The sequence below is a fragment of the Candidatus Avelusimicrobium fimicolum genome, from assembly GCF_021632165.1.
GTDB lineage: Bacteria > Elusimicrobiota > Elusimicrobia > Elusimicrobiales > Elusimicrobiaceae > Avelusimicrobium > Avelusimicrobium fimicola.
Genome location: NZ_JAJWTS010000012.1, coordinates 1 through 19,528 on the forward strand (window position 1 = coordinate 1; position 19,528 = coordinate 19,528).

24 protein-coding genes and 1 tRNA gene are annotated in these 19,528 nt (G+C 49.3%); 5 read left to right on the top strand and 20 right to left on the bottom strand.

What is annotated here, in order from left to right; genetic code table 11:
- The coding region (locus ACQY2K_RS05410; protein ID WP_428041075.1) for a type IV pilin protein at positions 1-90 on the bottom strand (90 nt) is incomplete at its 3' end.
- Between the two features lie 269 nt (positions 91-359).
- On the opposite strand from ACQY2K_RS05410, the gene ACQY2K_RS05415 reads away from it, so the two are divergent.
- Complete coding sequence (locus tag ACQY2K_RS05415) at positions 360-2,606, top strand: O-antigen ligase family protein (RefSeq protein ID WP_428041018.1); 2,247 nt, start codon at positions 360-362, stop codon at positions 2,604-2,606.
- Between the two features lie 66 nt (positions 2,607-2,672).
- Positions 2,673-2,745, top strand: a tRNA-Thr gene (locus tag ACQY2K_RS05420).
- Between the two features lie 292 nt (positions 2,746-3,037).
- Here the strand turns inward: ACQY2K_RS05420 and ACQY2K_RS05425 are convergent.
- Positions 3,038-3,229 (bottom strand): hypothetical protein, encoded by a 192-nt coding sequence (locus ACQY2K_RS05425; protein WP_428041019.1) that lies wholly within the window; start codon positions 3,227-3,229, stop codon positions 3,038-3,040.
- Positions 3,230-3,347: 118 nt separating this feature from the next.
- Complete coding sequence (locus ACQY2K_RS05430; protein WP_428041020.1) at positions 3,348-3,569, bottom strand: hypothetical protein; 222 nt, start codon at positions 3,567-3,569, stop codon at positions 3,348-3,350.
- Between the two features lie 65 nt (positions 3,570-3,634).
- Here ACQY2K_RS05430 and ACQY2K_RS05435 point away from each other — a divergent pair, with 65 nt between their 5' ends.
- The gene (locus tag ACQY2K_RS05435; protein ID WP_428041021.1) at positions 3,635-3,925 is read left to right on the top strand and encodes a BrnT family toxin; all 291 of its coding nucleotides are present in this window, start codon (positions 3,635-3,637) and stop codon (positions 3,923-3,925) included.
- Complete coding sequence (locus ACQY2K_RS05440; protein ID WP_428041022.1) at positions 3,922-4,131, top strand: CopG family antitoxin; 210 nt, start codon at positions 3,922-3,924, stop codon at positions 4,129-4,131. Before ACQY2K_RS05435 ends, ACQY2K_RS05440 begins: the two co-directional genes overlap by 4 nt.
- 56 nt (positions 4,132-4,187) lie before the next feature.
- On the opposite strand, the gene ACQY2K_RS05445 is transcribed toward ACQY2K_RS05440, so the two are convergent.
- The 6 genes from ACQY2K_RS05445 to ACQY2K_RS05470 are packed head-to-tail and all read right to left on the bottom strand — an operon-like array spanning position 4,188 to position 9,984.
- Complete coding sequence (locus ACQY2K_RS05445) at positions 4,188-4,604, bottom strand: glycoside hydrolase family protein (protein ID WP_428041023.1); 417 nt, start codon at positions 4,602-4,604, stop codon at positions 4,188-4,190.
- Complete coding sequence (locus ACQY2K_RS05450) at positions 4,604-4,825, bottom strand: hypothetical protein (RefSeq protein ID WP_428041024.1); 222 nt, start codon at positions 4,823-4,825, stop codon at positions 4,604-4,606. The genes ACQY2K_RS05445 and ACQY2K_RS05450 overlap by 1 nt, the downstream gene beginning before the upstream one ends.
- Entirely contained in the window at positions 4,825-5,181 is a 357-nt protein-coding gene (locus ACQY2K_RS05455) for a hypothetical protein (protein ID WP_428041025.1), read from the bottom strand. The genes ACQY2K_RS05450 and ACQY2K_RS05455 overlap by 1 nt, the downstream gene beginning before the upstream one ends.
- Positions 5,181-6,692, bottom strand: coding sequence for a hypothetical protein (locus ACQY2K_RS05460; RefSeq protein ID WP_428041026.1), 1,512 nt, complete (start codon positions 6,690-6,692; stop codon positions 5,181-5,183). Before ACQY2K_RS05460 ends, ACQY2K_RS05455 begins: the two co-directional genes overlap by 1 nt.
- A gap of 2 nt (positions 6,693-6,694) precedes the next feature.
- Positions 6,695-9,244 (bottom strand): hypothetical protein, encoded by a 2,550-nt coding sequence (locus tag ACQY2K_RS05465; protein WP_428041027.1) that lies wholly within the window; start codon positions 9,242-9,244, stop codon positions 6,695-6,697.
- Entirely contained in the window at positions 9,241-9,984 is a 744-nt protein-coding gene (locus tag ACQY2K_RS05470) for a hypothetical protein (protein ID WP_428041028.1), read from the bottom strand. The genes ACQY2K_RS05465 and ACQY2K_RS05470 overlap by 4 nt, the downstream gene beginning before the upstream one ends.
- Positions 9,985-10,033: 49 nt before the next feature.
- Between ACQY2K_RS05470 and ACQY2K_RS05475 the strand changes: the two genes are divergently transcribed.
- On the top strand, positions 10,034-10,768 hold the full coding sequence (locus ACQY2K_RS05475; protein WP_428041029.1) for a hypothetical protein: 735 nt from the start codon (positions 10,034-10,036) through the stop codon (positions 10,766-10,768).
- 32 nt (positions 10,769-10,800) lie between these two features.
- Here the strand turns inward: ACQY2K_RS05475 and ACQY2K_RS05480 are convergent, their stop codons facing one another.
- Genes ACQY2K_RS05480 through ACQY2K_RS05530 form a run of 11 tightly spaced genes read right to left on the bottom strand, consistent with a single transcriptional unit; the run spans position 10,801 to position 19,528 of the window.
- Positions 10,801-13,014 (bottom strand): phage tail tape measure protein, encoded by a 2,214-nt coding sequence (locus tag ACQY2K_RS05480; RefSeq protein WP_428041030.1) that lies wholly within the window; start codon positions 13,012-13,014, stop codon positions 10,801-10,803.
- Positions 13,004-13,276: a hypothetical protein gene (locus ACQY2K_RS05485; RefSeq protein WP_428041031.1), complete on the bottom strand. Its 273-nt coding sequence runs from the start codon at positions 13,274-13,276 to the stop codon at positions 13,004-13,006. The genes ACQY2K_RS05480 and ACQY2K_RS05485 overlap by 11 nt, the downstream gene beginning before the upstream one ends.
- A 29-nt stretch (positions 13,277-13,305) precedes the next feature.
- Positions 13,306-13,644 (bottom strand): hypothetical protein, encoded by a 339-nt coding sequence (locus ACQY2K_RS05490; protein WP_428041032.1) that lies wholly within the window; start codon positions 13,642-13,644, stop codon positions 13,306-13,308.
- 1 nt (position 13,645) lies between these two features.
- On the bottom strand, positions 13,646-14,083 hold the full coding sequence (locus ACQY2K_RS05495; RefSeq protein WP_428041033.1) for a phage tail tube protein: 438 nt from the start codon (positions 14,081-14,083) through the stop codon (positions 13,646-13,648).
- Complete coding sequence (locus ACQY2K_RS05500) at positions 14,076-14,495, bottom strand: hypothetical protein (RefSeq protein WP_428041034.1); 420 nt, start codon at positions 14,493-14,495, stop codon at positions 14,076-14,078. The genes ACQY2K_RS05495 and ACQY2K_RS05500 overlap by 8 nt, the downstream gene beginning before the upstream one ends.
- The gene (locus ACQY2K_RS05505) at positions 14,495-15,085 is read right to left on the bottom strand and encodes a hypothetical protein (protein WP_428041035.1); all 591 of its coding nucleotides are present in this window, start codon (positions 15,083-15,085) and stop codon (positions 14,495-14,497) included. The genes ACQY2K_RS05500 and ACQY2K_RS05505 overlap by 1 nt, the downstream gene beginning before the upstream one ends.
- Positions 15,082-15,411, bottom strand: coding sequence for a hypothetical protein (locus ACQY2K_RS05510; protein ID WP_428041036.1), 330 nt, complete (start codon positions 15,409-15,411; stop codon positions 15,082-15,084). The genes ACQY2K_RS05505 and ACQY2K_RS05510 overlap by 4 nt, the downstream gene beginning before the upstream one ends.
- Position 15,412: 1 nt before the next feature.
- On the bottom strand, positions 15,413-15,604 hold the full coding sequence (locus ACQY2K_RS05515) for a hypothetical protein (RefSeq protein WP_428041037.1): 192 nt from the start codon (positions 15,602-15,604) through the stop codon (positions 15,413-15,415).
- Between the two features lie 45 nt (positions 15,605-15,649).
- Positions 15,650-16,936 (bottom strand): phage major capsid protein, encoded by a 1,287-nt coding sequence (locus tag ACQY2K_RS05520; protein ID WP_428041038.1) that lies wholly within the window; start codon positions 16,934-16,936, stop codon positions 15,650-15,652.
- Positions 16,933-17,550, bottom strand: coding sequence for a hypothetical protein (locus ACQY2K_RS05525; protein WP_428041039.1), 618 nt, complete (start codon positions 17,548-17,550; stop codon positions 16,933-16,935). Before ACQY2K_RS05525 ends, ACQY2K_RS05520 begins: the two co-directional genes overlap by 4 nt.
- A 7-nt stretch (positions 17,551-17,557) precedes the next feature.
- Positions 17,558-19,528 (bottom strand): phage portal protein, encoded by a 1,971-nt coding sequence (locus tag ACQY2K_RS05530; protein ID WP_428041040.1) that lies wholly within the window; start codon positions 19,526-19,528, stop codon positions 17,558-17,560.

Sequence of the window (19,528 nt, forward strand, 5' to 3'; positions counted from 1 at the left end):
AGGCATTGCCATTGCGGCTAAAATGCCGATGATAAGGACCACGACCAACAACTCAATGAGCGTGAAACCTTTGTTATTATTCTTAATCATTTTTCTTCTCCTTTTTCACTTTCTCTTGTGTACGGCCCGGTTTGGGCGACTGTAGGAGTTTTTATATAACCCTCCCCGGACCGTAATGGTACTGTATCAAAAAAAAAAAACGAGTCAAGCCTTTTTTGGACCCAGACGGAAAAACTCTTTTATACGGGTCTTTTAGACCCGTTAACAGCCAATCAATAAACAACAAAAGCAAACAACAGATTCAGTAACCCTAGCAGGGTGGCTAGGGCCCGGCACAGTTTAATTGCTATAATACAAGTATGTCCGCAAAAAAAATTTCCACTCCCACTAAAAAAGCCCCTACCTCTCCGCTCGGGGCGTTCCTCCGCAAATGTTTGCCCGTCGTTACCGGGTGGCTATGTCTGCTTGTCAGTATCTCTTTTTTTACCGGAACATACGACACCGCCCAAGTAAAATTAACCCTGCTTCACACCGGGGCAATCGTACTTTTGGGCTTATGGGCCGCACTTAAAATAGCCGAGTGGAAAAGCCCTTTTACGCGCCAAAATTTCCCGTTTTTATTCCCTATATTTGCGTACCTCGGGTGGAATATCATTTCCTTTATATGCGGGCCTTTTCATTTGGAAAGCGCCGAGGAATTTATCCGCTTGCTAATGTACGGCGGGATAATGCTGTTAATCGCTACTGAATTTACACAAAAAGATATCCGCACGCTTACTAAATTTATCATTATCGCCGCGTGGATTTCGTTTGCTTATGGTGCGTTGCAAATAGTGGACGGCTTTTGGCCGGGGGCGGATTTCCTGCCGTGGCGGGGCTTCTTTACGCGCCGCATTTTTTCCACCCACGCTAACCCCAATTTTTTTGGCGCGTTTGTAGTGTTTGCCTCGGCTGTCGCCGGTGCACAATATTTGGCAACGCGCAAGAAATCACTACTTGTACTCTTGGGGCTTGGGCTAGTAGAACTATTCTTCACGGAGAGCAAAGGCGCGTGGCTGGCATACGGGGCGGCGGCCGCGGTGGGCACTTTTCTGTTTACCAACCGTATTTTCCCCACTAAACATATAAAAAAATTAAACCTTGCAGCGGCAGGAGTGCTTCTCGCCGCCCTTATATTGGCGGGGACCTACACGGCAAAACGCTTTCAGTCCGTCAGTTTCCGCTCGTTTACCTGGCTTGCCGCCTTTGAAATGGTGCAAGACTCCCCCGTTATGGGCACCGGGCCGGGCAGTTTTAAAATTATTTATCCGGCCTACAAACGCCCGCAAATTTTTTACATTGAAAACTCCCACAACACCGAAACACAACACGCCGAAAACGAATATCTGGAACAATGGGCCACAACGGGCACGGTGGGGTTGGCAATCTTTCTGTGGCTGATAATTTTCGTGTTTATCTGCGCTTGGAAAAACTTGCAGACAGCCGGCCAACTATCCGCCGAAGAACGCGAGAGAGCGTTCTATTTACTGGGCTATGCTACGGCACTGGCCGGACTAATGGCGCACGCCTGCGTGGATATCAGTTTGCGCTTTGCTTCCAGCGGGCTCTTTTTTGCGGTATTTATCGGGGTAATTATTGCCTTGTCCAACCCACCGCAAGAAGATAACTCAAAAGAAAAAATCTTCTTTTCGGCCCCGTGGCTCTTGTGGGGGACACGATTGGTGTTAGCGGGGGCGTTGGCTTATGGTGCGTGGAAAGTGCTGGGAGAATTTAAAGAAATTTCGGGCGCTATGTCTGCCAGTAAACTCGGCGACGGATTTTTAATCTGCTGTGCGTGGACCGTACTGTTAGGGTGCATACTGGGAGTAGGCTATATGTACCTGCGGGCCGCGTGGACAAGCCGAGCGGCGCGTACCGGGCTGTTACTGGCCGCCACCGTGCCGGGACTGGTGTGGTTCTATGGGCTATTTCAGGCGAACCATTATTACAGTTTAGGCGTGCGTCTGGTGCAAATGGGTAACGCCGAGGGAGCATTGCCTTATTTTACGCGGGCAGTTAAACTAAACCCGCTTTTGACGGAATACCGCCAATACCGCGCCAACACCTTTGCCACTATATTTGATTTGACAACGCAATATTCCCCGGCGCGCGGTGATACGGACAAACCGTCTAACGATTATGAACGGGCCTTAACGGATTTTGCGTGGGTGCTTAAATATGCCCCCAATCATACGGCCCTACATCAAAATATCGGCCAGTTGTATTACGCAATGGCTTTGCGGGCCTCCCAAGAGGCGGCGCAGGCCAAAAGCGCGGACGAATTCCAGCGGTACAGTCAAATTGCGCGGGACAATATGGAGCAGGCCAAGCGGGCCTTTAAGCGTTCGCTGGTGCTGGACCCGGTAAATGCGGAAACCTATCTCTTTTTGACGAGCATTTCCCTAATGGAGCGCAATCCGGCGCAAGCCCAAGCGTGGATAGATGCTTACAAGCGTGGTCCCGAAGGAGTAACCGAAGATGAATTTTTGGAGAAAAACCGCCATAACCCGCAGATAAATGCCCTGGAAATGCAGGTACAAAAAATAATTTCTTCCGTCGGGAAATAAGAGAGCGTGTGCAAAGTTGTCTGTTTTTTTGTAGAATATATATGTTAGAAGTGAACGATTTGTAATGCCAAGATAGCTCAGCTGGTAGAGCAATCGCTTCGTAAGCGATAGGTCCGGGGTTCGATCCCCCGTCTTGGCTCTTTTTTATGCCCTCCGTCGGAGGGCTTTTTTACGTCTAAAAAGTGATTTTTTTATCATTCTATCGTCGTAAAAACGATATTACGAAAGGCGCGGTAGGCGCAACAAAAAGCGGGGTGCGTGTCAGAGTTTTGTCAGAGTTCTGACATTTTTTGGAACTCAAAAACAAAGCATCCTACGCACTTTATCACCTGTTTTACATTTTCTACAAATAATCCGGCAAGGCTTACCAACTTTTTGGCAAAAAGATTCCCCAAAATAGGGGTCATACTCCGCGTACTTACAACGCGGGCTCACTCACAAACCTCTTTAAAGGCTACCAAGGCTCGTAGGTTTTGGTCGTTTAAGGCTTCAAGCCCCGTGTCTTGGTAATCAAAACGAATCCGGCACACCGCCGCATTACTTTTTATGCTCGCGCAACCGAGCAAGCAAATCCACCCGGCTAAGACGACTAACAGAGCGAAGCGCCTCATCCACTTTTGCATTTTCCCTTTCCTTGGCCTTAAAGGCCGCATTTTCCGCGCTTTTGCGCCCGGAACGGTACATTACCGCCCCGAACGCAAATAAACCACAGATAACCCCGATTATTGCCCAAGGGGTCATTTATTTTTCCACCTTTACTTTGGGCTGTTCAAAGCCAAATTTGGTGAGGATGCTAATCACTTTTACACCAAGTGCACGCACGCGGCCAAGGATTGCGTCATCCTTTTTGCTGTCCGTCCACTTGACGATAATTTCCGCCGCGCCGATTAAGCACGCCCACAAGGCCAGTACGCTGTCCCAGTTGGTTTTTAACCATACTACTGCTTCTTTGATGTGTTCCATTTTACCACTCCTTTATTTTAATTTTTCCACTTGATTTTTTCCCATTTTGTATATACAATATAATTATGAAACATATACGCTTTGAATGGGACCCTAAAAAAGACGCCATTAATATCCGCAAACATAAGGTATCGTTTGAGGAAGCCAAGACCGTCTTTTACGATGATAACGCTCGTATCATTGCGGACCCGGACCACTCCGAAACCGAAGACAGGTTCATCATTTTGGGTCTTAGCCAGTCGCTTAAACTATTAGTAGTTTGCCATTGCTACCGGGCACAGGACGAAATTATCCGTATTATTTCCGCCCGCAAAGCGACCAAAAACGAAAGTAAATCCTATGGGGGCAACTTATGAAAAAAGAATATAATTTCACCAATGCACAACCGAATCCGTATGCCGCCCGTTTGCGCCGGCAAATCTCTATCCGCCTAAATGTGGATACGATTGAATACTTTAAAAAGACCGCGCAAGATGTTGGCGTACCATATCAAAAATTGATAAATATGTATTTATCAGATTGCGCCGCCAAGAAGATAAAACCTACCTTGGTTTGGAAATAATCTTTCTTTGGGCCCCGTTATTGGGGCCCTTTTTAATTCCGGCGAATTCGACGGAATTAAATCCATTGGCCCGTTTCCATAATACGGGCATTTTCTATCGCCCGGCGGCCCACCTGTGCCGCCCATTTGCTCGCCAACATCTCTTTGGCGGCGGTCTGATAGTCGCCCTGTTCCACGGCGGTAAGCATTTTTTTGAAGCCTTTTAAGCCCGCAAGGCCCATATTAAATGCCATATCCACCAATACAAATTGCCGCGCGTCGTCCAGTTTCCACCACCAAGGGAACGCCTTTTTGACGGCTTGTTCCGCCTGGGTTAAATCCTCTTGCAGGATAAACAAGGCGGCATTTGCGCTGATGCCGTTTTCCAAATTGTGCCCATAGCCAATAGTTAAATGGCCCGTGGGGCACTTGTAAGGGAGTTTGGAAAACCCCTCATAGCGGCGAATATAGGTCGCGGCTTTTACATGGTCCATTAATTCTCCCTCCTGCGGTAGTGGATTTCACTAATGCGCTTGTGCGCGTTGGCACAACTGTCTTCCAACTTGGCCACGCGCTCTTGCAGGTGGTTGTATTTGTCCTGCTTGGCTTCCAAGCGGGACAGGTCCTTGCGGATAGCGCGCAGTTCGTTCCATAACCCGCCGGCGGCAAATACCACAGCGGCCACTTTCCAAAGCACATTAAAGTCTAATTCCATTATTGGCCCTCCTCTTTTTGGGTTTCGGCCTGCGCGGACTCAGCCGGCCCACCACGCAATAGATTAGCCAAAGACTCCATTTCCTGCGCCTTGGCCCGCACATAGTCGCTTACGCCGCTATTGTCGGCAAGGACCAGTTCCCGCACCGAACGGGTTAGCCCGGTGGAAAGTTCCAACGCCTGTACCTTTTCTGCGTCCGTGGGTTCAGGCTTGCTCGGCGCGTAGCCTTTCACATACCACGCCCCGTTATACGCCTGCTCTACATCCATTTCCACCGCGCCTAAAATACGGGCTAATTTTGCCCCTTGTACTACCTGTACTTCTTTGGTCTGTTGATTAACAATTTTTGCAAACATTATTTCGCCCCCTTGCAAGGATAAAAATACACCGTTCCTACACCAAACCTAGCCTTAACCGTTTGTCCTTTGCCAACAAAAAAAGCAAACGCATCTGCGTTAGTTCCATTTTTGCCATAGCAATAACATTGGTTGATAATTGTTTTGCCGTCTAATTGGACGAGGCAGTTACTCCACCCGGTATTGATACCAATAGTTGCATCAGCATTATTTGTAGGCACATAGTTAATCCACCCGGCAGACGGAGCCACAAAATCAGTAGCGTTTACCAAGGTCGCCCAAGTGGCAGTATCCTTAGCCAATAAATCCAGTAACGCCAATTTGGAAGCATTCGGCACGTTAGACAAATCCATATTGGCTTTGCCGGCAAGCGCCCCTGTAAACTCTGCCGCCTGTGCCGTACTAGCGGGCACCGCCGCAGTAAAAGATACTATCCAAGGGTACTTGATATTTTCCATAGGAGTAGCGGCCGCGTAACCGAAAGCATACCAGCGGGTCCCTTGTCCTATTGGTTGCACGTTCTCGTGTGTGAACCCAGTTGCCGTAACATTATAAGGGTAATGTTCACTATCGTATGCGGCTTGGTGTCTAGTTGACATATTGCCAAACAACAACGTAGGAGGAGTTGCGTATGGTTTCCAAAAGGTTTCTGTAATAGCCGTTGTACCAATCGTTTGAGGATTAGCAAAATACCCTCCCTGTTCAAGCCAGCCGTCAGAATACAAGTTATACCAAGAAGGGGATGTTGCTGTGGGTTGTTTGCTATCCACCAAGACGCGCCCGCCCAACTTATACTTGGGCAAACGCAAGGAGCCCTCCACCTCGTCCACCACATAGAACAGACACCCCTGTGCCGTATTCACCAGTTCGTCGTATTCGGCCTTGGTTTTGCATAGTTCAGGGTGACTTTTGACCCACGCGTAAAAATCGGGGTACAGCGTGGAGGCGTTGGTGTAGCATTCGCCCGTCCAAAGCGGCAAACAGCCGGGGTTGTCTTTGGCTAATGAGGACTGGCTCCACGCTAACTGCCCGATAGCAAGTCCACGGGAATTTTGCGCGCTTTGCGCCGCGTCCTGCGCGTATTTTTTAGCCGAATAAAGGTCTTCCTCCACCGGGCCGTCTGTTTTGCTGGCCCAGTTTTTAGCGGCCGCAACCTGTTCGCTCCCCTCCTTTTGGACCTTACTTACTTGCGCCGTGCCAGCCGCCTCCACAGCAGATACTTGCTCCGCGCCGACAGTTTCGACCACGCCCTTTTGGGCCGTCCCGGCGGCAGTAACAATTCCAACCTGCTTGGTACCCTCTGCCGTAATCTTTTCCATTTCGGCCGTGCCACTCTGCTCCGTCAACTGTTTAATGGCCGTTGGAAACTGAATAACATCTTTTTCTGGCTCCATACCAGCCAGTTCTATCGCGCCCTGAATTTCATTTTTGATTTGGTTGTAGTCGCTCGCAGTGATAGTATGCTTTGTTTGCGGGATAAAAACTTTGTCCTCTTTGTCTTCAATAAACATAGTTACTCCTTGTAATTTAATGGGGTCGGGAATTGTGTTTGATACACATTGTATTCCATAGTCGGCACATCGGCGGCCGTGGTAACGTCTTTAAGCGTAAGCGTCATTAAGCGTTTAGCAAAAGAAAGTTCCAGCCCGGTAATTTTAAAAACACGTTTCCAAACGGGCAATTTTAAGAACTTGTTGTAATCGCTCCAATTTTTGGCGGCAATGTTGGTGTTTTCGGCACAGACAGTAATTTTATCGCCCAACTCCAAACTTAAATCAGGGCGGCACTCCGCTTGCAAAGTATATCCCGGCGTGGATAAAGCCTCGTAATTGGCCTTTGCCACTGCACGGGAAACATCTACATTGTCAGCGGGAATAAAATTGCCCTGTGAAATAACCGCATCGTGCACGCCGTAAATATCAATACTGTTTGGACGGGGTTTGTTTTCCGTAAAGTCGTCAATTTTAGACTGAAACATACCGAAATTTACAGTAACGCTGTTTGCCAGTTTTTCAATATCTGCATCAAATTTATCCGTATCAATCAATATGTTTGGCGTTAAATTGACATCTGTGTATCGGCCTTGGCGGGAGCGAAAGAAAAATATCCCGTCTTGATTGAATCCGATTTCATAAGAAACCATTTGCGCCAGTTGGGCAAGTGCAGTTTTAACATTTAACTCCGTTAGGTTTACAAGCGGAATCCCAGTAGTGGAAATAACTTTGCTGATTTTAATATTCTCCAATTTTTCCGCACCGGACGCAGACGTCAAACTGTATGAAACGCACAACTTGTCCGCAGGGGATGGAATTTGTTCGCCCGCGGTAATTTTAATGGGCGTATCATAGCGGCCGTCTGTTAGGCCCTCTTGATATGTCCAAGTGCCCGATCCTACACCGGTGTACAGCGGGGAGACGTCGCACTCCAATTTATTCCACTTTTTGCCCTCTTGCCCCAAATTAACTTGGTACACAAGGCCGGGAGTAAGGGATATTTTTGGATAGTCCGTACCCGAAAAAACGCTATTATAAAAAGCATTGATGTATTGTCCCGGTTGAAAATCCGTTAAAGGCTGTCCGCGCCACGCCAACTGGCTGACAATATAGTAATTGTTCTTCATCACATAGGGAGTCTCGTAAATTGTTAAGTTATGGTACAGTGTGCTAAATGTGCCAGCAAGTGTAAAATCCGTCTCTGTTTTTTCCACGGGGCCACCGCCTTGCGAAATAGCCCCGGACGATACCTGTGCCACATTGGTATAGAGCGACACTTTTCCGTTTTCGTCAAAATCAAAACCCACAAAGCAACGGTTTTTGGCACTGTAAATGGGCGCGCCACATTGAACATCATTAGCCAAATAAGCATATTTCAAAATAGGCAAGGCCTCTATGGTAGCATTTGAACTCGCGCCTTTATATTGTAGGCGCAACCCCGTGCCATCTTCGGTTACAAAATCCAAGGATGCCCAGTCCCTTGCTGTCTCCGAGGCGTACACATATAAGTCCGTCAGAACGCCAACGTGAATATATCCATTTTTGGTAGGGATGCATAGCGGATATTTAGTATGCAAGGCACCGTAAGTTCTTAAAATACGTTCAATAATAATCATCCGGCTGTTATAATTGGGACTAACTCCATAAAGTTCTCCGCTAACCGGAGTATAAGCGCTGTATTCGTCTTTTTCTACCATTAAGCGCACAGGCTCCTGTGTCTCGTAACTAATGGCGGAAGCGCCCGAAAAGGCGGCTTTCTCTACCTGTCGCTTTTCCACGCCTGCCAAATCCAGCAGGGCGTTGACAATATCCTCTATTGCCATATCTTTATGCCAATAACGGTACGAAAGCCAAACAGAATACTCCGTATTGGGTGTAAAGCGTAGTTTCAGTTGCGCCGGATAGTCATACACATTTGTTTGTTCAAGCGTATAATCATCCCCCTTACGCAATAACTGGGCGGTTTCCAAGGTACGGCCATACTTCACTTCGTCCACATACCCCACACCTGTTTCGGCGGTGGCAAATTCTTTGCCTTGGTCCTTGGAATCTTGCGAGGTTACCGCCGTGGCAAGTTCGTCCGTTTTGGTTAAACAAAAGGATTCCGCGCTTACATATTCAAGCGCGTCCAAACTGGAAGTAACCGTCAGTTCCAAGCGGTTGCCGTTATCCCGGAATACGGGCGAGGAATACACAAACCCCGTAAAAACCGTGATGCTGGCAGTCGGAGCGCCCTTTTCGGCCGTTTCTATGTTGTAAACTACTTTACTGCCCCACAACACGGCATTTTCAAATAGGCCCCCGGTTAAGCCCTCTTTGAAACAGTTTAATTCGTTGTTAAAAACGAGCGTAACATTGGAAGCGTCCCACTTATCCACCTCGTCGGTATCAAGGGCCATTTTGATAGAGCCGGCCTCAATAAGTAAATCCGTAACGTCTATGGGCTTGGTTTCTAACGCATATTTAAGGGTATCCGCATTCCATTTGCGGCGGTAAAGTAGCAACCGCTTTTTAATGGGTAGCGACGCATCCGCCAGGGCTAATTTTATCGGTTCGGGTACAGTTCTCATTTGCTTACCACCTTTAAGGTATAATCCAGTAAGCCAGAAAAGCGGTTTAAATCGGGAGACAAATCCCTATCTAACAGCCCTTCCAGCACAAAAAAATCCAATTCTTTAAACGGAACAATGGTAATGCTTTCGTTGTTTTGCACCAGTGCACGCAAGACCTTATATTGGGCATAACTTCCGTTAGACACCTTTATTTCCACACCGGGGCGGTGGTAATCCGTCCAAGCATAATAACTGCCGTCCTGCGCGGTATATTCGCCCCCTTGCGTATTGGGAACGATAGAAACCTGCGAGGTAGCCTTTAAATCAAACAGGTATTTTAAGCAGCGCACTTCGCCAATTTCAAAGTAATTTTTGGAACAGGTAAACGCAAACGTAATTTCCTGCGCGGTAAAAGGAGTCAGTTTTAAGATATTGTTCTGCGTAAGCGCGAAAGTGCCTAACGCCACCGTTTCCCCGTGTGTGTTTAAATACGAAATAGCCACGCTGTCCGCGGTGGAATTTTCCAAAATAACTGTGTCTATGGTGCGGGACGTAATTTGCCCGTACTTATCTTTAAAGGCCACGTGCCAGTTTTTAGGCTGGGTAACGTCCGTGTTGTAAAAAGTGGCCGGAGTATCGGCGGCGTTATCGTACAAGGCGGACATATTTTGCACATCGCCTGTAAACGCGCAACGCTTGGTAATAAAGTTCTGCCCATAGCATTTAATGGGCGTTTTAATTTGTATTGTTTCAACCATATTTTAACAATGCTCCCTAAATTGGCTATAATAACCCTATGGAGGTTTTATGAAAAAAATTCTTTTATCTGTTTCCGCAATGTTTCTTTTTACCGCCGCGGCCCTAGCGCAAGGCCAAGTTTGCCAAAAGTGGGAAACTTATACCGGATACAAGGGCCAAGTGCTCACCCGTTGCACCAGTTGGGCCAAACTGCCACAAACCCCGGTAGTGGTGGAACAACCCAAAGCCGACGATGTCCAAGAAGAGTGCAGGGAAACAAAAGACCGCTTTGGCAACAAATACAAACGTTGCACCACTAAAAAAACCCGCCATCTATGCAGATTGTGGGAAACGGTGGAATTTAAAAACGGCACCCGTATTGCCACTTGCAAGGATATCTTATATACTGATAACCCCGCCGCCACCGAACATATCATTTGCCACCAATGGGTTACCGAACCAATGCCCAAAGAAAAACTGGGAAAAAAGCAGGTAAATGGGTGGATAAGCGAATGCTCCAAATTTGATGTAAAGCCGAACGCTTTCCCCTGCCTGCATTGGCAACACCAATACAAAGAGGACGGAACCATTGTTTCCAACTGCCAAAGTTATTTGGATGAAGGCGAACCGAAACCCTTTGCCCGCTATACCGAATATCTTGGACTCAGCCAAAAGCCGGAAAACTTAATTGGCGACGGCGTACGCAATGACGGCCATTTATGCGGAGAGTTTTCCTTTTCCAAACTAAACAAACAAGGTCAAAGAACAGTTATCTGTACCAAGTTCATACAAGCTATTTTTTAATACTACCGGGCGGCCTAAACAGCCGCCCTTTTTTACGCCACATATTTATTGCGTTTTGCACCCGCCTTATAGGCCACATTGGCAAACTCCAAGGCTTCCACCGTACCGCGTTTAATGGCTTGCGTAATAGCGGTTAAATCGCCGCCATTTTGCACGTTAATCGTTTGGTTGATAACTGCCCCGCCTGATCCGCCGGGTTCGGTATTTCCCTCAGCAATATCAAACAGCCTAGCCTGTTGCGCGCGGTTTAAAATCATTTCCCCGCTGTTTACACGTGCGAGTACGTTATCCCCACTAAACGAATTCCCAGGAACGATACCACCCGTTTCAAAGGCGCCCAAGGCAAAGGCTAAAACGGCCGCCATAACAGCCGCCCCGATAGCCACAGCGCCAAAGCCAAGCCACCCGTGCGACGCCGCGGCGGACGAGCCAGCAATTGCCGCGTTGGAAGTAACCTGAGAAACAGCCGCCACTCTTTGTGCCGCCGTTACGATACCAATTTGGGCCACCTCTTCGGCGGTTTGCTTGGCAAGCAGGGCAGACTTAAACGCCGCGTATGCTGTTTCCAACCCTTGCAAAACGACAGTTTTCATTATCCACTCGGCGACAATTTGGGCCAGCATATTTACCACCGATTCCAACATTTTCTGTCCCAAATCCTTGATGATATCATAAAGGCCACTCCACCCGTCGCCTAACTGCATAATGGCATCGCCAATTGTGTTTTGTAGGCTATCCCCAACGGACGAAAAAAACTCTTTGGAAATATCGCACCAGTTCAGCAGGTTTTCCGAGTATGTTTTAAATGCTTCCGCCCAACTTTCTGTAAACGTAAGAGCAGGTTCTTGGGCTTGCTCGGCAATTTGTGCAAAGACTTTGTCTTGCGCTACATTATCCTGACTCGTGGCCGAAACGCCAAGACCTAGGGAAAAACTGCTTGTCTCCATTGTTTGGGCATTAATACCCTGGGCCTGCCAAATAGAAGCCTGCCTTTTGGCAGCGCTTTCTGTTTCCGCCAGTAACTTCTCGTTTTTATCTTTTTCGTATTGGAGTTGTCGCTGTCCAATGTCAAACGAGGCTTGCGCCGCCGCATTTTGAACCTGATACATAGCCGTGCGCAGTTTTTCGCCAATGCCTGGAATCCACCCGAGGGCCGTTTCCCAAGAGGATAGCCACAGTTCCACCCCTTTGCAAATGACAATCGTTAAAGTGTTCCACGCCTGCGCCATATAATGGCAAACCTTGTCCCAATTTTTCCATAAGGCCACAATTCCGGCTACTACGCCCGCAATCGCCATAATCGTTATGCCAATAGGCCCGGTGGCAATCGTCCAGGCCGCACCAACAGCCGGAGCAAGCGCAATCCAAGAGCCGCACGCCGCTACTAACGCCCCAAATACCGTAAGCACCGCACCTACGCTGGCCACCACATGAGCCAAGGTGGAAACTAAATTAGGGTTATTGTTTATCCACTCTTTAATGCCGGCGACGACATCGGCCGCGCATTTTACCAAACTGTTTAGCGTTGGCAAAAGCCCGGCCACCACTTGCTGGGCAAGCCCACCAAGGGAGCCCTTTAATCTATCCAAATTGTCATTAAAATTGCTCCCGGCTTCTGCGACCTCTTGGCTCATCACATAACCGTATTTGTGGGCCTCGTCTTTTAGTTTGGCTATGCCGTCCGCCCCTTCCGCAAGCATTGGCAAAAGGGCCGTTCCGGCACGACCGAAAACCGTCATAGCCAGACCTGCCCGTTGGCTGGGATCCGCTACGCCTGCAATGGCTTGGGATAGTGCGTCAAACTGGGCTTGCGGGTTCATAGCGCGAAGTTCCGCAAGCGACAGCCCCAAGGTTTCTAATGCACTCGTAAAGGCCGCACTCTCAGTGCCGCTGTCCGTTAAGCCCTTTTGCATAGTGCGCAGGGCCACCTCCACCGTAGCCAAATTGGAGCCCGTCATTTTAGCCACATAGCCCAGTTCCTGCACGGCTTCCACCGTCAGGCCTGTGCGTTTGGCCGTATCGTCCGCCACGTCTGCGGCGTTTGCCAAGGATTTTACCGCTACACCCAAGGCGGCCGTAATAGCCCCGCCTACCGCGGCAAAACTTGCCCCTACTTTCTGCATAGATTTGCCGAATTTTTGCAGGTCGCTATTTGTCTTGGCAAAAGCATCGTTTACCTTTTGCATTTGCGCGGTGAACGATTTGCTTTCCAAAATAAGTTCAATGCTAAGCGTTTTACTTGCCATTTATACTGCCGCCTTTTCGTTTGGTTAATTCTTTTAGCATAGCCGCCACATCGCTTGCCGATGCCGGCTTTTCAAACGGATTTTTAAGAATATCCTTTACCTTCAAGGCCCGCTGGTGTTTGCCGCGGTGTGCATTAAATATTACACACATTAGGCTTGCCGTCCGCTCCCAAGAGCGGTATTCGTCCAATTCCTGACGCTTTTTCAGCAGGTCAAATTCCTTAAAAGATAACTCCCAAAATTCCGCATCCGTCAGCCCCAAGTCATAATGTCCTATTGCCCATAGGCCGTCTAGCGTTGGGGCGCAACTGCCAAAGGGGGTTCTTCGTCCCCTGTTTTAGCCGGGGTGGAATTATCCGCCACCAACCCCATTACTTTGGTGGAAAGAACCTGCAAATCTTTATCACTTAACTGCTCGGCCAGTTCTTCTAACGAAAGCGTACACCCGCCGTTTTTAAACGCCGCCCATACCAGCGTTAAAATATCGGTGAGCGAGGGCTTGGAACCCGGCCCAAATGCTTCAAAATAGTTCCTTTTGGTGGCTTGTTCCCAATAGAGCGGAACACGCATAGAAAATTTGAGCGTGTATTCCTTGCCGTTAAGCGTGAAGGTTGTTTCTTTCTTGGACATATTACGCTCCTACGGCATCCGTAAAGGTCGGCTTGCCGGAAATTTTTAACGTAGCCGCAAACGTGAGTTGGCTGTCAATCGTAGCATCGCCCACAGCGCGGAAGGACGAAATCATACAGTTGCAGGCCCACTTGGCACCCGCCGTTTCGCCCGCTGCTTTGGGGAACTCAATCGTAACGGGCACAATGCTTTTGGCAAAAAAGGCTTCGCGCACGGTGGCTTGTCCTTCGTCCCCTGCGACAAAGTTACCCTCAATGGCAAAATCGCCCGCGTCGGAAATGGACGAAATAAACTCGCGGAAGCCGCCTTCCGTATCGTGATTGGAAACGTCAATCGTTTCGGTGGAAGGCTCAATGCCGCCCACGCTGGACAGTTCCGCCACTGCCTTTTCATTAATTGAAACTTTTACGCCTAAACCGGCTCTTGCTTTGCTACCCATTGTTAATTCTCCTTTGGTATTTGATTTCCACCGTCATACTGAACGCCACATACGGGAAACCGTCGTATGAGACTTGCACGTCCGGCAACAGGGCGTATGTAAAATCCCCGCTGTCTTCCGTAAGTTTATCCAAGGCCTTTTTGGTGTCCTGGATAAAAGAAAGGGTTTTGTCCACCAAGTTTTCTTCGCCCGTTTTTACCACGCCGCCGATAATCCACGTATCGGTGCAGGTAAGCACATTTTGTGCGCGTGTTTCCTCGCGCAGGTTGGTGGGGTAAATTTGCAGGGTGTATTCCGCTGTTATGTTACTGCGTAAGCCCTTTAAAACGAGCACATCCTGCACAAATGCTCCCGGCGCCGTAAGGAGCGCGTAAAGTACATTTAAAAAATAAGTAGGTGTCAATTCGTTCATCAGCCCTCCGCCAGTTTGCCCAGTGCGTTTTTTAGTTCCTCAAAAACCGCCTGTTGGCTCTGCTCCAAGGATAAAGACAAATAACGCTTGGCCGGTATGGTTACGTGTTTTTTTAAAACAAACATCGGCACGGGTTTTGTCTTTCCGCCTTGGTACAAAATCAGCGTGCCCTCTTTGGTGCGCTGAAAAAAACCGTTGGGCACTTCCCGCGCCCGCATATTGCCCGCGCCCGCGCGAGACTTGGCGTACTGGGTGGGAATCGTCAGCCATTGGCGGTTGACAGGGCGGATAATGCCGCCCGTTTCCAAAATATTGGCATAGACCACAGGTTTGCCCGTGCGTTGCCCACTGCCAATATGAGCGGCGAGTTTGCCCTCCTGCTCACGCACGACAGAACCTATACTGCTTCGTAATTTGCCCGTAGGTGCGTTCAATATACCGCCCTTTGTGGTGTTGAGTTTAACCCGGTTTTCCACTAGGAGTGCCGCCCGGCGAAACGCCATAAGCACTTCCGGCGCTTTAAGGGCCCCAATACGGGAAAGCAAGCCCTTAATTTCCTTTAATTCCGCCGGGTTAAACGATAAACTCATAATGCCACCACCGAGCGATATGCGTCTAAAATACGCTGTGCTTCTTTGCGGTAGCGGGAAGCGCGGTCCACAAAGTTGCCGTCCCCGTCCACATAATTGGTGCTGGAATAGGCCGCAATATATTCCGCAATCGCCCACTTTATAAGGGCCGCCTTGATGTCCGCAGGCACCGTTTGGGCGGTGTACTGCGCAAACGAAACCTTGGCATAATTTGCCGCCTGTGGCTGTGCCAACTCAATGCAAGCGGAAATCTGCTCTTTCACGGATTCCGTTTTGGGCTCGTTTGCCAAAAACACCAATACTTCGTCTGCGGTAATCAGGCTCATTTTATTTCATCTCCAACGTAAAATTGCACTTGGGACAGGCAATTTTTTGCCCCGGTTTTGCCCGTTCAAACACCACGGTATTGTGGCAAAACCCGCACACCACCTTCTGCTTGGTCCATTTGGGCGCTGTTTGCTGGTCGGGTTTATCGGCCGGAGCCGTTTCCGTCTTGTCGTTTTGTTCGTTCTTTTTCATAAACGCTCCAACTCCCCCGGTGTTACCCGGGGGAGATTTTTCTGTTTAGGAGGCCGCTTCGCCGGATTTGAGCACCGCAAAAGCAGAGGTTCTGACAGGGTTGCCGCCGACACGCATTTTCATACGATAGCGGATGGTATCCTTGTCAAAGTTGGAATACGGATCGGCTTCAATGGCCAAGGTGTTGGGCATTAAGCCAATGTAGTATTTCTTCCAGTCGCCAAACGCAATGACGTTTTTGGCGGCGGTGGAGGCATCCGTTGCACCCGGAGCAAATTCGCTCAAAAAGTACGGCTTGCCCAAAAACGTGGACGGGTCGCCCGCTACGGCATTGGCAAAGAGCGGCACCCCGTCGGTGCTTTTTACTTTGCGCAAGACCGTCAGCGCGTAACTGGACAGGCAGAATTTAGCACGCGCCAAATCACCGGGTTTTAAAAGCCCGACCAAGTCGGCTACGCTGTCGTAATCCACATCTTTGAGGGCTTTGCCTTTGGCAAGCGCAACGGCTTGTACGCCCGTAGCGGCATTTAAAATACCCTTAAAGTTGGCGGTGTCGCCGGAAATACCGTTGAGCACCACATTGTCAATCAGTTGCGCAATAGCGTAGGTCATTTGGTCCACCAAAATACCCACGAACGAAACTACGCTGTCCTGCAACAGTTCGCTGGACACGCCGTCCGTTAAGGACACCGCCTTTAAAGCCTTGATAACCACATTTTTAAATGTGGGGTTGCTCTTGGTGGCGGCGGTATTTTCGCCCGTAAAAGAGGCCGTGGCAAGACCGTCTTCCGCCGGGAAGGAAACTTCCGGCGCGGACATCGGGAACACATTGCACTCGCGCATAGCGAAACTGTCGTTACGCACGGCTTTAATGAGTTCCGGCACAATCACGCTGGGCACCAAATAACCGCCGTTAGCGTCCGTACCTTCCACATTGGCGGCTTTGCAAAAGTCGCTGTAAATGGCCGGGTTGTGCGTGGAAATGGACTTGAACAGGCTAATGCCCCATTTCGTAAACAGGGCCGCGTTAGCGCGGTTCTCTTCCACAGATTTTTCTTGATTTTGGAAGTAGCCTTTTTCCCGCAGAACGGAAACGATTTCGTTTACGTTGGCCCCCAAATGCGTACCAAAATCCGCCTTGGTTTGAAGCGGATTGCCCACGGGGGCGGCTTCCAGTCTGGACACTTTTTCCGTCAAAGCATCCAGTTTGCCGTTGACGTCCTTTTTAAGGGTTTCAACAGCCGCGGCACTCTTTTCCGCCTGCGAGGAAAGGTCTTTCGTGCCATTATCAAACACGGCTTTCGCCAAGTCTTTGATTTCTTGTTCAGTCATTTGTTTACCTCTTGATTAATTTCGGCCAAGGCATTTTTAAACGCTTTGGCGATGGTTTCTTTTTCCCCTTTGCCGCTTTCGGACATAGGCACGGGTGCCGCCGGAGCAGTTGCTTTGGGGGTAAAAATCTTTTTAAGCGCCCGGGGGTTACACGGCACGGCCGCCTGCGAAATTTCCAACAGTTCCACCTTTTTAAACAGGTAGCCCGTTACCATTTCGTTGCCCATAGCGTCCTTTTCTTTGATATAGTCGTATTCCAAGGCACGGAACCCTACCGAAAACGCCGCCAATCCCTCTTTGGCTAAGGCAAAGGCCCAATCGGCCGCGTCGTTGCCCTTTCCTACAAAATAAACGGATTTTCCAACCAGTCCGCCGTTTTCTATGTGCAAATCTTCCACGCGCCCAATAATGTTTTTTACGCTGCTATAATTGTGCGAATCCAACAATACAGGGTTTTTTAAAAAATTCTTTGCCCCGTCCAACAACACATCCGGCGGCAAGACATCTCCGGCGCGGTCTTTCTGCTTGTGCGAAAAGATGGCCTCAATGCTGTTTTCTTCTTCGTTTACCGATTTGACGGTTACCTCAAAAGATAGGTTTTGTTTTTCGTTCATAAGTTCCTCATTTATAGTTGAGTAAAATCGTACAGCGGCAGTTGCACACCTCGCCTGCGTTTATGGCCGCGGGGTCGCCCGGGTGGGAAAGCCCGTTGGAAAACACCTCGTTCGCGGCCCGGGTTTCCCCGTCCAGTTCCGCGTGTGATTCACGCACTTCACTGTCGCGGGCGGTCAGCCACGTTTTGGTGGCTCCCAGTTCGGCCGCATATTCCACCGTGCCGCCATTAAGCGCCCCGGTACTTTCGGTACGGGCAATGTTGCGCGCCCGCATTTTAAAACCACTTAGAACCTCTGTGGCTAACTTTTCGGCCAAATCCTCATTACTCTGCCCGTCGGCAAGACCTTGCGTCAAAATGTCCTCTACCTTAGCCCGCGTCGTGCGGTTAATGCCCGTCAAACGCGTAGCCACTTTGCCCAAATAGCGGCGTTCGGCCGCCTCTTCCGCCTCTGCTTTAACGGATTTTTGCAACTGTTCCCGGCCAAAGCCAATGCCTACGCGCACCGCATCCGCCACCACCGGGAAAAAGCGTTTTTCAAGGGCTTTATCCTCCGCGCCCCAGTCGTAGGCGTTTAATGTTCCGTCCTTAGCGGCGCGTTTTAAGCGGCTGCCCTGCTCCAAAAAGAAGCGCCCCATTTTCTGCGCCATTAACATTTCCGTACGGATTTGAGTACGGTCAAAACGCTTCCAAACGGTCTCTTTGCGCAACTCCTGCGTGCTTTTTGTATGGGTACAAGTACAGGCCTTGGTGTCGTCCGTTTCCGCCATAAGCCCGGCGCGGTAATCCGAAGCGGGCACTAAGCCAAAATTAATCCACCAATCATCTCCCCACGCTACCGGCTCAAAACCCAAGTTTAAGCGGTCGCTGATTTTATTAATCGGATATCCGATAGAAGCAAGCGTTTTGGCGGTGTTTACTTTATCGGCAAAATCGGCTTGGAACGCCTCTACATTGTCGTACTTAAAGCGAAGTTCCAATTCCGGCGCAAAGGGGCGGACAACTGACATATTAAGCGCACTTTCCACCTTGCGCACCATCGGGCGGATGACGTTCTGCCAAAAAGTACGCAACTGCCCCATATAGGTGGCGTAGTTGGTGGTGTCCGTCATATTCAGCAGCGCTTTTTGCATTTGCAGGCCGGATAAAATGCGCTCGCTCGTGTTTTTGGAGTTTTCTACAAATTCGGCCGTGCCGTTGCTGGTATTGATAGAATACGGTTTAAGCCCGCCGGACAAAAAGCCCGTATTGCCGCGCTTTTCGCTCCCCTTGTGCCCGGCTTCCCACGCGTCTTTGATAGCGTCCATTTGCGTTTTGGTTAAATCCCGCTCTGTCGCCAAAATAAAGGGCGTTTGGGAATTGTTTTCATAAAATGCGCGGTTGGATTTCATAGCGGCCTTATTGGCCTTGATGAGTTCAGCTAGCGGCGTTAAGGGCGAAACGGAGCGGAACATATCCACCGGGTTAAAATAGCGGATATGGATAACATCCTCCGCCGGATAAATCACACCCTTAATGCTCCAAGCCGACACACCCCACGCGTCAAAAGACGCTGCCGCGCAGTCCTTGGGATTAACCGGCCACAACTGGGCGGGCAAATTACGCGTGCCGGCCAGTTGCCCGCGGGATTTTACTTTGAGGATAAAAACCTCGCGGTGGTAAGCCAAAAAGCCGTACACAAACTCCAAAAAAGTATTTAAATCCATTTCCGGGTTGGGGCGGTCCAACAGTTCCGAGAGTGGGCGTACCTGCGGGTTATCACGGTAGACTTCGGCATTGTCTTTAAAACGGAAATAGCCCAGTTCGGCCTGGGTGGCGTTGGTGGAAATAAATAAAATACTTTGATAGACTTCGGGAATCTCCGCAAAGGCACTTGGCATATTGGAACCAACAAGCGGTTGCCAAACCTGTGCGGCCGCCGGAGTTTCGTCCGAATCCCCTTTCTTAAAAAGACTTTTCCATAATTTTTTAATGTTCAT